Source organism: Mesorhizobium sp. WSM4935, assembly GCF_029625735.1.
Lineage (GTDB): Bacteria > Pseudomonadota > Alphaproteobacteria > Rhizobiales > Rhizobiaceae > Mesorhizobium.
Map to the genome: position 1 here is coordinate 26,619 of NZ_JARTVR010000017.1, position 12,848 is coordinate 39,466.

The 12,848-nt window shown below is 63.5% G+C and carries 10 protein-coding genes; 3 read left to right on the plus strand and 7 right to left on the minus strand.

Going from position 1 to position 12,848, the window contains the following annotated elements:
• Together P9273_RS27540 and P9273_RS27545 are read right to left on the minus strand one after the other, a co-directional pair.
• Positions 1-1,782, minus strand: coding sequence for a hypothetical protein (locus P9273_RS27540; RefSeq protein WP_278051586.1), 1,782 nt, complete (start codon positions 1,780-1,782; stop codon positions 1-3).
• A 69-nt stretch (positions 1,783-1,851) separates the two neighbouring features.
• Positions 1,852-3,150 (minus strand): adenylosuccinate synthase, encoded by a 1,299-nt coding sequence (locus P9273_RS27545; RefSeq protein ID WP_278051587.1) that lies wholly within the window; start codon positions 3,148-3,150, stop codon positions 1,852-1,854.
• A 325-nt stretch (positions 3,151-3,475) separates the two neighbouring features.
• Here P9273_RS27545 and P9273_RS27550 point away from each other — a divergent pair, with 325 nt between their 5' ends.
• Positions 3,476-4,375 (plus strand): DMT family transporter, encoded by a 900-nt coding sequence (locus tag P9273_RS27550; RefSeq protein ID WP_278051588.1) that lies wholly within the window; start codon positions 3,476-3,478, stop codon positions 4,373-4,375.
• Between the two features lie 93 nt (positions 4,376-4,468).
• On the opposite strand, the gene serA is transcribed toward P9273_RS27550, so the two are convergent.
• The 5 genes from serA to glmM all read right to left on the minus strand — a co-directional run bounded on the left by serA (position 4,469) and on the right by glmM (position 10,902).
• On the minus strand, positions 4,469-6,070 hold the full coding sequence (gene serA, locus P9273_RS27555; RefSeq protein WP_278051589.1) for a phosphoglycerate dehydrogenase: 1,602 nt from the start codon (positions 6,068-6,070) through the stop codon (positions 4,469-4,471).
• Between the two features lie 65 nt (positions 6,071-6,135).
• The gene (locus tag P9273_RS27560) at positions 6,136-7,311 is read right to left on the minus strand and encodes a phosphoserine transaminase (protein WP_278051590.1); all 1,176 of its coding nucleotides are present in this window, start codon (positions 7,309-7,311) and stop codon (positions 6,136-6,138) included.
• A 194-nt stretch (positions 7,312-7,505) separates the two neighbouring features.
• The gene (locus P9273_RS27565) at positions 7,506-8,279 is read right to left on the minus strand and encodes an outer membrane protein (protein ID WP_278051591.1); all 774 of its coding nucleotides are present in this window, start codon (positions 8,277-8,279) and stop codon (positions 7,506-7,508) included.
• Positions 8,280-8,482: 203 nt separating this feature from the next.
• Positions 8,483-9,328: an outer membrane protein gene (locus tag P9273_RS27570; protein ID WP_278051592.1), complete on the minus strand. Its 846-nt coding sequence runs from the start codon at positions 9,326-9,328 to the stop codon at positions 8,483-8,485.
• A gap of 221 nt (positions 9,329-9,549) precedes the next feature.
• Positions 9,550-10,902, minus strand: coding sequence for a phosphoglucosamine mutase (glmM, locus tag P9273_RS27575; RefSeq protein WP_278051593.1), 1,353 nt, complete (start codon positions 10,900-10,902; stop codon positions 9,550-9,552).
• A gap of 367 nt (positions 10,903-11,269) precedes the next feature.
• On the opposite strand from glmM, the gene P9273_RS27580 reads away from it, so the two are divergent.
• Positions 11,270-12,127 carry a hypothetical protein gene (locus tag P9273_RS27580; protein ID WP_278051594.1) on the plus strand — a complete coding sequence of 286 codons (858 nt, stop codon included), beginning with the start codon at positions 11,270-11,272 and terminating at the stop codon, positions 12,125-12,127.
• A gap of 238 nt (positions 12,128-12,365) precedes the next feature.
• Positions 12,366-12,818, plus strand: a complete 453-nt coding sequence (locus tag P9273_RS27585; RefSeq protein WP_278051595.1) for a hypothetical protein — start codon at positions 12,366-12,368, stop codon at positions 12,816-12,818.
• Positions 12,819-12,848 lie beyond the last annotated feature (30 nt).

Genomic DNA, 12,848 nt, shown 5'->3' on the forward strand with positions numbered 1-12,848 from the left:
TCACCCCGACGTCTTCGCCGCCCAGGCCTTCAGCGCCTCGTCGAAGACCTTCTCGCCCGGGATGCCCTTTTCCATGGTGAGCAGCGCCCGGCGTCCGGTCTTGTAGACCACCGGCACGTCGATCCAGTCCTGACCCCTGAGCAGGGTCAGATTGGCGTCCTCGTCGGCCTTGGTATCGTTGAGCGCGACGAGGAAGAAGCCGTCGGCGATCTTGGCCGGGATGCCGATCAGCGGGCTGCCGGCGTCCTGCTCCGAACTCTTCATGGCGATGCGCAGGATGTTGTCGACGCCGCCGCCGTCAAACCCTTCCGGCGTCAGGAAGATCATCTCGATGATGTGGCTGGCCGGCAGCGTCTGGTCGGTGTTGCGCCGGATCGTCATGCGCAGCTGGATATTCTTGCCGGGAATCGTCGCCTCGGCGCGGATCGCCGGTTCCGGTGGCAGGTCGCCGCCGGGTGATTCCTGCACCAGCGACCAGACGATGCTGCCGGGCTCGGCAGTGCCCTGCTGGGTGCTGGTGCGCTCCTCATAGAAGATCGCCTTCTGCCCGACCGGCACGGTCGCTTCGGCCGTCGCTGGCGCGGGCGGCGTCGTGCCTGCGGCCGGCGGCGTTGCTCCAGCCGCGGGCGGTGTGGTTCCTGCCGCGGGCGGCGTCTGATTGGCTGCGCCGGTCGCCGGCGCAGCCGGCGTGGTTCCCCCGGCGGGCGCCCCAGGCGTTTGCGTTGCCGCAGCAGGCGGGATCGTCGCCGGCGCCGTTGCCGGCGCGGCCGGCGGCCGCGACGTCAGCGCCGCGACGGATTCGCCTTCTCCGATCGTGGCCTGTCCGCCGGCGGGACCGGGATCGGTTTCCTTGCCATCGGGCGTCAGGCGCTGCGTAAACTTGGTCGTCTCGGCAGGCTCGCTGGCGCCGGGGGGGGCCGGCGCCGCGGCCGTATCGGCGGCCGGTTTGGCCGGAGCCGGCTTCGCCAGCGGCTCGGTCGAGACCGTCTTGCTGCCGCCGCCAAGGCCGAAGAGCGAGCCGAACGCATTCTTGTTCAGCCATATGCCGTAACCGCCGCCCGCCAGCACCAGCAGCGCGATGACGGCGGCGATCAAGCCGCCATAGCCGCGCTTGCGCTCCTGCGGCTGTGGCCGCAGGCGCTGGAAGGTGTCGGCCGCCGGCTGCTCGTCATTGGCAAAGACGTCGCCATCGTCGGCATCGTCCGCCAGGCCCACATCGTCTTCGCGCGGCGACGGCATCGGTGGCGCCGCATTCTGCCAGGCAGGCTCCGCCTTCGGCGCGGCCTGCCAGCTTGGCTCGGTCTTTGCCGTGTTCTGCCAGGCAGGTTCGGCCTTCGCAGGGCTTTGCGGCGCGGGCTCCGCCTTCGGCGCGCTTTGCCAGCTCGGTTCCGTCCTGGCGGGCGGAGCCGCCGGCTTCAATGGTTCGGATTTGAACGGATCCGGCTTGGCAGGCGCAGGCCCGGATGCAGGCGCCGGCGCCGGTTGGCGGGAGTGGTTCGGCTGGTTCCTGTTGCGGTCGATGGAGGAGAAAATATGCTCCAGCTCCGCCAGCGGATCCTCGGCCGGGACGCGTTTGACATAGTCGCGCTCGACGCTGGAGATGGCATCTTCCAGCGAGCGCTTCTGTTTGCTGACGACATCGGGCGCAAGCGGCGGGGAATACTCCGCCAGCTTCTTCGCCAGCACCGTGCGGGCACCGTCGTATATCTGTTTGCGCACCTCAAACGAAGGATCCACCTTCTTATCGAGCTGCTTTTTCAGAATACTAACGAAATCTGCCATGCGTCAGGTGACCTGCATTCTTTTCCCGCCGGCCGCAAATCAGCCATAGCGCCGGGAAGGGCTGTGAAACTAGTCTTGAAACGGGTCTGTCACAAGTATTGTGTCGTCCCGCTCGGGGCTGGTGGAGAGCAGCGCCACTGGCGCGCCGATCAGTTCCTCGATATGGCGGACATATTTGACGGCTTGCGCCGGCAGATCGTTCCAGCTCCTGGCGCCGGCCGTGGTTCCCTTCCAGCCTTCCAGCGTCTCGTAGATGGGCTCGACCCGCGCTTGCGCGCCCTGGCTGGCCGGCAGGTAATCGATCGTCTCGCCGTCAAGCCTGTAGCCGGTGCAGACCTTGATCTCGTCCAGCCCGTCGAGCACGTCGAGCTTGGTGAGCGCGATGCCCTTGATGCCGTTGACGGCGACGGCCTGGCGCACCAGCACGGCGTCGAACCAGCCGCAGCGGCGCTTGCGTCCCGTGACGACGCCGAACTCGTGGCCGCGGGTGCCGAGGAACTCGCCGATCTCGTTCTTCTGCTCGGTCGGGAACGGTCCCTCGCCGACGCGCGTCGTATAGGCCTTGGTGATCCCGAGCACGTAGCCGATGACGCCGGGGCCGACGCCGGAACCGGCGGCAGCTTGCCCCGCGACCGTATTGGACGAGGTGACGAAGGGATAGGTGCCGTGGTCGATGTCGAGCAGCGTGCCCTGCGCGCCCTCGAACAGGATGCGCTCGCCGGCGCGCCGCTTGTCGTCGAGCACTTTCCAGACGCGGTCCATGTAAGGCAGGATCTCGGCGGCCACGGAAGTCAGCTCCTGCATGATCGCCTCATGCGTCGCCTCCGGATGGCCGAGCCCGCGGCGAAGCGCATTGTGATGCGTCAGCAGCCTGTCGACCTTCAAGGGGAGCGTTTCCAAATCCGCCAAATCCATCACCCGCACCGCGCGCCGGCCCACCTTGTCCTCGTAGGCGGGGCCGATGCCGCGGCGGGTCGTGCCAATCTTGGTTCCGGAATTCGAGGCGGCGTCTTCGCGGAATCCGTCCAGCTCCCGGTGCAGCGACAGGATAAGCGCGGTGTTTTCGGCTATTTTCAGGCGCTCCGGCGTGACCTCCACGCCCTGCTCCTTGAGCTTCTTGACTTCGGCGACGAAGGCATGCGGATCGAAAACCACGCCATTGCCGATGATCGAAAGCTTGCCCTGCCTGACCACGCCTGAGGGCAGCAGCGACAGCTTGTAGACCTTGCCGTCGACGACCAGCGTATGGCCGGCATTGTGGCCTCCCTGGAAGCGCACGACCACATCGGCCCGTTCCGACAGCCAGTCGACGATCTTGCCCTTGCCTTCGTCGCCCCACTGCGAGCCGACGACCACCACATTGGCCATGTTCTTTTCCCTTGAAATGCCGCGCGAGCGGCCTGAAACGACAGGCCTCTATAGCGTCAAGCGCCGGCCCGCGCGACCCTTTCTTTGCCGCCGAAACCATCCTTGGAGCATGATCCCCCGACCCGAAGGTCGGCGACGCAAAAGCGGGTGCCGGCTTTCGGAAGCGACCATGCTCCAGCCAGGAGCCGGACCAAAATGACGCCACCGGCGTGACGTCTACCTCGGTCCAGGCACAACAAATTCCGCCTTCCGCATCATTTACTTGCCGCCGCCGGCGCTCTAGGCCGGTCTGAACCCTCGAATACCCTGCAGGGCCGGATCCTCCATGCATCGAGCCGCCTATCTGTTCCTTCTGTCGACCATGCTCTTGTGGGGCGGCAATTCAGTGGCGGGCAAGCTTGCCGTCGGCCATGTCTCGCCGATGACGCTGGTGTTCCTGCGCTGGGTCATGGCCGTGCTGATCCTGCTTCCCGTCGGATGGCGGACACTGCGCGAGGATTGGCCCGAAGCGCGCAGACACTGGAAGCTGCTTGCCGGCCTCGGCGCTTGCGGCTTCACCATCTTCAACGTCATCTTCTACACCGCGCTCAACTATACGACCGCCATCAACGTCTCGATCGAGCAGGCAGCCATCCCGATCGTCATCATCCTTGCCAATTTCTTGCTGTTCAGGCTGCGGGTGCGGCCCCTGCAGATCGTCGGCGTCGTGCTCACCATCGTCGGGGTCGCGCTGACCGCCAGCCATGGCGACCTCGGCCAGTTGCTGAAGCTCGATCTCAACTTCGGCGACGCCATCATGCTTGTCGCGGTGCTTTGCTATAGCCTCTATTCGGTGGGGCTGCGCCTCAAGCCGGCAATCCGCTGGCAAAGTTTCATGCTGGCGCTGTCGATCGCCGCGCTGCTGACATCCGTGCCCTTCTTCGTCTGGGAGATCACGGCCGGCCGCGCCGTCATGCCGGACGCGTATGGATGGGCGCTGACGCTCTACACGGCGCTGGGCGCTTCGGTCGTCTCCCAGGTTCTCTACATCAAGGGTAACGAATTGATCGGCGCCAACCGCGCCGGGCTGTTCATCAACCTTGTGCCGATCTTCGGCACGCTGCTTTCGGTGATGATCGTCGGCGAGCGGTTTCAACCCTATCAGGCCCTCGCATTGGCGCTTGTCCTTGGCGGCATTGCGCTCGCCGAATACAGCGGCAGCCGAGTAGCGCTGCAAACGGGATGATGGTTCTCGTCACGCGCCAAACAACCATCAGTGACGGCTATCTCATCAACGCCCCGCCGACTGGTGCCGGCGGGCCTTTCCTCATGTCAGGCTTCACTCGGCGCCGACATCGAAGCGAAGCCGCTTCGCCGAATCGATCGACTTGTGCGCCCGCACCTGCTCCAACACTTTTTCCGGGAACGGCGCATCGAGATAAAGCAGCGCGATCGCATCGCCGCCAGGCCGGTTGCGGCCGAGCTGGAAGTTGGCGATGTTGACGCCGTTCTCGCCGCAAACGGTGCCGAGCAGGCCGATGATGCCGGGCGCGTCGGCATTGGTCGTGTAGAGCATGTGCTGGCCGACCTCGGCGTCGAGATTGATGCCCTTGATCTGAATGAAGCGCGGCTTGCCGTCGGAGAAGCAGGTGCCGGCGATCGAGCGCGTCATATGCTCGGTCTTGACGGTGAGCTTGATATAGCCGTCGAACACGCCCGACTTGTCGCGCTTGACCTCGGCGACGATGATGCCGCGCTCCTTCACCATGATGGGCGCCGACACCATGTTGACGTCGGCAACCTGCGGCCGGATGAGGCCGGCAAGGGCGGCACTCACCAGCGCGCGCGTGTTCATCGTCGCGGTCGAGCCGTCGAACAGGATCTCGACCTCCTTGATCGGGTCCTCTGTGACCTGGCCGACAAAGGCGCCGAGCACCTCGGCGAGCTTGACGAAGGGTTTCAGCCGCGGCGCTTCCTCGGCGGTGATCGAAGGCATGTTGATGGCGTTCGAGACCGCGCCCTTGATGAGATAGTCGCTCATCTGCTCGGCGACCTGCAGCGCGACATTCTCCTGCGCCTCGGTAGTCGAGGCGCCGAGATGCGGGGTTGCCACGACATTCTCCATGCCGAACAGCGGGTTGTTCTCCGCCGGTTCGACCTCGAAGACGTCGATGCCCGCGCCGGCCACCTTGCCGCTCTTCAGCGCGGCAACCAGGTCGGCCTCGACGACCAATCCGCCGCGGGCGCAATTGATGATGCGCACGCCGTCCTTCATCTTGGCGATCGCGGCAGCATCGATGATGTTGCGCGTCTTGTCGGTCAGCGGCGTGTGCAAGGTGATGAAGTCGGCGCGGGCGAAGAGCTCGTCCAGCTCGACCTTCTCGACGCCGAGCTCCTCGGCGCGGCTGTCCGACAGGAACGGGTCGAAGGCAATCACATGCATCTTCAGGCCGACGCCGCGCGTGGCGACGATCGAGCCGATATTGCCGCAGCCGATCACGCCCAGCGTCTTGCCGGTGATCTCGATGCCCATGAAGCGGTTCTTTTCCCATTTTCCTGCGTGAGTCGAGGCATTGGCCTCTGGAATCTGGCGCGCCAGGGCGAAGATCATGGCGACGGCATGCTCCGCCGTGGTGATCGAATTGCCGAAGGGCGTGTTCATCACGATGATACCCCTGCGGCTTGCCGCCGGGATATCGACATTGTCGACGCCGATGCCGGCGCGGCCGACGACCTTCAGCCTGCCGGCGGCATTGATCAGCTTCTCAGTAACCTTGGTCGCCGAGCGGATGGCGAGGCCGTCATACTGGCCGATCACCTCGGCGAGCTTTTCCTTGTCCTTGCCGAGATCGGGCAGATAGTCGACCTCGATGCCGCGATCCTTGAAGATCTGCACGGCGGTGGTTGAAAGTTTATCCGAAACGAGAACGCGGGGCGCCATTGCGGCCTCCTTGACGTGGAAATGGACTGTGTCGGGAAATGGCGGCCTGCGGGCCACCACGGAACTCAGGCCGCTGCTTTGAGCGACGCCTTCTGCATGGCGAAGGCCCAGTCGAGCCAGGGCAGCAGCGCTTCGAGATCGGAGGTCTCGACGGTTGCGCCGCACCAGATGCGCAGGCCGGGCGGGGCATCGCGATAGGAGCCGATGTCGTAAGCGACGCCTTCCTTGTCGAGCAAAGACACGATCCCCTTGGCAAAAGCCGCCTGGCCGTCGGCGTCGAGCGCCGCCACTTGCGCATCGGTGAAGGAGAGGCACACGGACGTGTTGGACCGCGTCACCGGATCGACGGCGAGATGGCCGAGCCAGGGCGACCTTTCCACGAACCGGTCGAGCACCGCGGCATTGGCGTCGGCCCGGGCGATCAGCGCTTCCAGACCGCCGATCGACGTCGCCCAGTGGAGTGCGTCGAGATAGTCCTCCACGCACAGCATCGACGGCGTGTTGATGGTCTCGCCCTTGAAAATGCCCTCGATCAGCTTGCCGCCCGAGGTGAGGCGGAAGATCTTCGGCAGCGGCCAGGCCGGCTTGTAGGTCTCCAGCCGCTCGACGGCGCGGGGCGACAGGATAAGCATGCCATGCGCGCCCTCGCCGCCCAGCACTTTCTGCCAGGAGAAGGTGACGACATCGAGCTTGTCGAAGTCGAGCCTTTGCGCGAATGCCGCCGAGGTGGCGTCGCAGATGGTCAAACCTTTACGGTGCGTGGGAATGAAATCGCCGTTCGGCACGCGTACGCCCGAGGTCGTGCCGTTCCAGGTGAAGACCACGTCGCGATCGAAATCGATCTGCGTCAGGTCGGGCAGCTTGCCGTAGCCGGCCTCGAACTTGCGCACGTCGGCGAGCTTGAGCTGCTTGACCACATCGGTCACCCAGCCGGAGCCGAAGCTTTCCCAGGCGACCATGTCGACGCCGCGCTCGCCGAGCAGCGACCACAGCGCCATCTCGACCGCGCCCGTGTCCGACGCCGGCACGATGCCGATGCGATAATTCGCGGGAACCTTGAGGATTTCGCGCGTCAGCTCGATTGCCTGTTCGAGCTTGGCCTTGCCGATCTTGGCGCGGTGCGAGCGCCCGAGCGCGGCGGCTTTCAGCGCCTCGGCCGACCAGCCGGGACGTTTTGTGCAGGGACCTGAAGAGAAATTGGGATTTGCCGGACGGAGTCCGGGCTTGGTAGGTGTCGTCATCGTGGTCTATCCTTCCAGATAGTAGCCCCTCGTTGGGGAGGGGTGGCCCACGGACGGCGATATGCGCTCGAGGCTTCGGCGTCAAGAGCAAAGTTTTTGTCGCTGGCGGGATATTCGCTCAACCGGTGCTCGATCCGAAAGGAAAGCGGCGGACCGTTCAGCACCCGCAGTCGGAACCTCTTCGCGGGGCGTGGCTACCAGAGATCGTAGCGCAGCCCGAGCTTGACCTGATGATTGCTGATGCCTTTGTGGACAGGGAAGGAGGTTAGACTTTCGGCGGTAACGTATTCCGCATTGGGAGCAGAGAAATATTGGTATCCGAGGTCAATCAGCACGTTCTTGGATACCTGGTAGGCAAAGCCAGCATTCAACGTATAGGCGAGAGAGTACCGAGATTTATTATCCTCGACGGCGAAGCTATTGGCGGAGTCATTGATATCGGTGTAACTGGCCGAAAGCTTGCGCGTGCTGCGAACAACACCGATGCCGGCGCCAACATAAGGCGTGATGCCTACATACGTGCCAAGATCGACATAACCGTTGAGTATGCCCGAGATCGCATAGTTCTTCAGGTTTCCGAACCCCACGGCCGACGGCGTCGCGGTCGCTGTGTCATCATAGCTGAAGCTGGCTTTGTTGCCGGGCAGGTAGCCGAGGTTGAGATCGGCGCGGAGGTAATCGTTGAAATGATATCCGAAGCCGATGCTCGCGAAATACGCGTCCTCGCTCTCGCCAAAGCTTTCGCTGGCAATCGTCGACGGGAAGGTGAAATCCCCATTTTTGAAGCTCTTCTGCGCCAGATAGGAGACATCGCCGCGCAGGTACCAGCCCGAACCGACCTCGACCGGCTGGTAGTCCGGCGCCTGGTCGACATAGATCGGCGGATCGTAGTCCGCCGCCAGCGCCGGCGTCATCGGCAGCAGGATTATTGCGGTAAGCGCTGACGCGATACGCGATCTGGATATCATGGTCCCCGGCTCCTGAAATTGGCGCCAGCCGCAAAACGCGGGCGCCGTTTCAAGGAGCCATTGTTAACCATAGTGGTTAAGTGCCGGTTAAGGATAACAGCCAGTTACCGAATTGATTTCGATCGATATTTACCGGCGTCGCACAAACGAAAAGCCGCCCGGCTGGCGCCGGGCGGCTTTGAATTCGAGGATCTAGGAAGCGATTACTTGGTGTAGATCGGTTCCGGTTCCGGCACATAAGGCTCCGGCGGCGGAGCGCAGTCCGACTGACCGCCGAACTGGTAGCGGAGACCGCCGCGCACTTCATGCACGTTGATGCCACGATCGTAGCCGGGGCCGACATTGCTGTCCGAGGCGTATTCGAACATCTTGCCGCCATTGATGTGGCTGTAGCGGTAGCCGACGTCCAGCTTGACGCGGTCGGTCAGGCAGTAGGAGGCACCGGCCATGAGAGCATAGGCAAAGCGCCAGCCTTTGCCGCCGCGATGGAAGAAGTCGCCGTCGAGATCGCTGTTATGAAGCGTATCCCACTTGACCCAGGCACCGCCGATGCCGGCGCCAACATAGGGCGTGATACCATGCCAGGTGCCGATATCGACATAGGCGTTGGCCAGAAGCAGCAGCGCCGAATAGGAGGAGGTGTCGACGGAAGTGCAGGGCACGCCGCCGCCGCAGAAGCCGACGGTCGAGCCGCGGAAGTTCGACTTGCTCATCCAGTCCGCGGTGAGATCGGTGCGGAAATACTGGTTCACTTGGTAGCCGATGCCGGCGCCCGCTGACAAGGCGCCCTTCAGGGAGCCGGTGGCGAAGCTGCCTTGGGTCTGAGGCGCAGCACCATAGGTAATGTAATCCGCGCCACCGAAGCGCGACCAGTGATAATCGATGTCGCCGCGGATATACCATCCGCCGACATCGACAGGCTGCGCTTCGACGACCGGCGGCGGAGCTTCCTCGACGGGAGGCGGTTCCGCGATATCGGCCGCCAGCGCCGGGCCGGCTAGCCCCGCGAACAGCGCGGCAAGCACTGCCATTCTCTTTATATTGAACATGCTGTCACCCCTAGGAAGCCTCGGGACGACGACGCCCGAAGATGGTTGCCTCGGGTGTGGATAATGAATTGCAAAGGTTAAAAGCCGTTTAACCGTACCGATTAACCACGAATCTATACAATTTTAGGGAGAGCGCCGTTGTCCCGAACGGCCCGCCCGGCACGAAAAAGCCCGCCTGGCGGCGGGCTTGCGGGTTTAGAGGAGCCTGCGCGCGACCGGGGTCAGGCGGCGCTGCGGGTTTCCTGGAGGATGCCGACGATGTCGTTGACAACCGCTTCGACCAGTTGCGGATCGTCGCCCTCGGCCATGACGCGGATGAGCGGCTCGGTGCCGGAAGGCCGGATGACGAGGCGGCCGGACGTGCCGAGCCGGTTGCGTCCTTCCTCGATCGCCGCCTTGACCGATGCTTCCTCCAGCGGCTTGCCGCCCGAGATGCGGACATTCTTCAGAAGCTGCGGCACCGGCTCGAACTTCTTCGACAGCTCGCTGACCGGTCGGTTCTGCCGCTTGATGCAGGCCAGCACCTGCAAGGCGGAGACCAGGCCATCGCCGGTCGTCGAGAAATCGGAAAGCACGATGTGGCCGGACTGCTCGCCGCCGACATTCAGGCCATGCGCGCGCATATGTTCGACCACGTAGCGGTCGCCGACCTTGGTGCGATGGAGCTGCAGCTTCATGCCGCCGAGGAAACGTTCCAGGCCAAGATTGGACATCACGGTGGAAACGACGCCGCCGCCGGCCAGGCGGCCGCTCTGGTGCCAGGATTCGGCGATCAGCGCCATGATCTGGTCGCCGTCGACGATCGCTCCGTTCTCGTCGACGATGACGACGCGGTCGGCGTCCCCGTCGAGCGCGATGCCGATGTCGGCGCGCACCTCGTGCACCTTCTTCTGCAGGCCGGCCGGATGGGTCGAGCCGCACTCCTTGTTGATGTTGAAGCCGTTCGGCTCGACATTGATCGCCACCACCTCGGCGCCGAGTTCCCACAGCGCCTCGGGCGCCACCTTGTAGGACGCGCCGTTGGCGCAGTCGACGACGATCCTCAGGCCCGAAAGCGACATTGAGCGCGGCAGCGTGCGCTTGGCGAATTCGATATAGCGGTCATGTACGCCGTCGACGCGTTTTGCCCGGCCGAGCCCGTCGGAATCGGCGAGCGCCAGCTCGATATCCTTCTCGAGCATGCCCTCGATGCGCTCCTCGATCTCGTCGGAGAGCTTGTAGCCGTCGGGACCGAATAGCTTGATGCCGTTGTCGTAATAGGGATTGTGCGAGGCTGAGATCATCACCCCGATGTCGGCGCGCAGCGAGCGCACCAGCATGGCGACGGCGGGCGTCGGGATCGGGCCGAGCAGGAACACGTCCATGCCGGCGGCGCACAGGCCCGCGACCATGGCGTTCTCGATCATGTAGCCGGAAAGCCGCGTGTCCTTGCCTAGCACGACGCGGTGACGATGATTGCCGCGCTGGAACGAGAGCCCGGCGGCCATGCCGACGCGCATGGCGACCTCGGCCGTCATCGGAAATTTGTTGGCGCGTCCGCGGATACCGTCCGTGCCGAAATACTGACCTGCCATGTGCCTACAGTCCCCGTCGGTTTTTCAGCCGCCCGTATTGCCACAATTGAGCTGCGTCCGATCATCAAATTTCGTGATTATATATTACCAATCCTTAGAAAAACATTGTCGCTGGCGGTGCAAGTGATTCGGCAGCCTATCACCACCTTCGGCCTGCCGGCTCTAGACCTGCGCGCGCAAGGCTTTTCGGCGCCCCTATCCACCGGCAGGCCTGGCTCGCGGCGATCCGGTAAGCAATTCATCATCCCATCGGGAGCAACATACTTTGTGACGGGTCCCGCGCTCGAAGCATCTGGCGCAACCGGACATTGAGAGCTATTGATTTGGCATAGGGACACTTAATGGCGGCAGCAAGGGAGAAAACGCCATGCTTATTCATAGACTTGCAGCTTTGACGGGTCTCGCCGTCGCAACCTTGTTCATGGCGGCGCCGGCCAACGCGCTGACCATGGCCGAGTGCAGCACCAAGTATAACGCGGCCAAGGACGCGGGAACGCTCGGTGGCCAGACCTGGAACCAGTTCCGCAAGGCGCAGTGCGGCAGCGATGCTTCCGCCGCGACCGACACTAAAGCGGCCACCGACACCAAGGCGGCGACCGATACGAAGGCCGCCGACACCAAGACGACCAAGAAGGCAAAGACGGCCGCTGCTGCCGACGATGCAGCCAAGGGCTTGAGCTCCAAGGAATGCAGCGCCAAGTACCAGGCTGCAAAATCCGCCGGCACGCTCAACGGCATGAAGTGGAACGACTTCCGCAAGGCCGAGTGCGGTCCTGGCGCAACCGCCGCGGCTGCCGCCGCCCCGGCCACCACGACCCAGACCTCGACCGCCGCTGCCGACGGCGGCAAGGGCCTGACCATGGCCGAGTGCAGCACCAAGTATCAGGCCGCGAAGACGGCCAACAAGCTGAACGGCATGAAGTGGAACGACTTCCGCAAGGCCGAGTGCGGCGCCAGCGCCGCCGATGACGAAACCGTGCCTGCTCCGACCGAGGCGACTTTCACGAAGGAACCGGCCAAGCCGACTGTGGCCGCTCCGAAGGGCGTCACTTTCCCGACCGCCATCTCGCCCAAATTCGCCAACGAGACGCCGGCCAAGGGTCGCATGCACACCTGCCTCGAGCAGTACTATGCCAACAAGGACGCCAACACGCTGAACGGTCTGAAGTGGATCCAGAAGGGTGGCGGCTTCTACAGCCTCTGCAATGCCAAGCTGAAGGGCTGATCGCCTAATTATTCGAAGAAAAAAGCCCGCGCATCGCAAGATGCGCGGGCTTTTTGTTGCAGGCGAAGACGCCCGCGGCCTTGCTCGCATCTGGGTATCGGGGGAACTGTCGGCGTCATCGACTCGCCCATACTGCCATCGCCAGGCTTATCGGTAGTTCGCAAAGATTCCATTTGAACATATAGGGAACAAACAGTATACAAAGGAGGTTGAGCTTACCATCAATCAGGAGGGTCTTATGTTCAGTTTGAAATCGGCGGCATTGGCTGCGACGGTATTGGTCGCTTGGAACGCCGCGCCTGCAAGCGCACTGACGATGAAGGAATGCGGCGAGACCTATCGGGCAGCCAAGGAAGGCGGCACTCTGAACGGCATGGACTGGGCCGCTTTCCGCAAGGAGAAATGCGCGACGTCGGCCGCGGAGAGTGACAGCGCGGATACTGTCAAAACCGCGGAGCAGCAGAAAAAGGAAACCAGCGCGGCGGTCATCCCCACTGTAGCGCCGGCGGGCGTGACATTCCCGACTACCCTCGCCGCAGAATTCAAGACCGAAACGCCCGCGAAGGCCCGGATGAAGACCTGCCTGCAGGGCTACCACGAAAACAAGGAGGCGGGTACGTTGAACGGCCTTCGCTGGATCCAGAAGGGCGGCGGTTACTACAGCCTCTGCAATGCCAAGCTGAAGAGCTGACCTTTTAATCACATCTTCCGAGATGGGCCC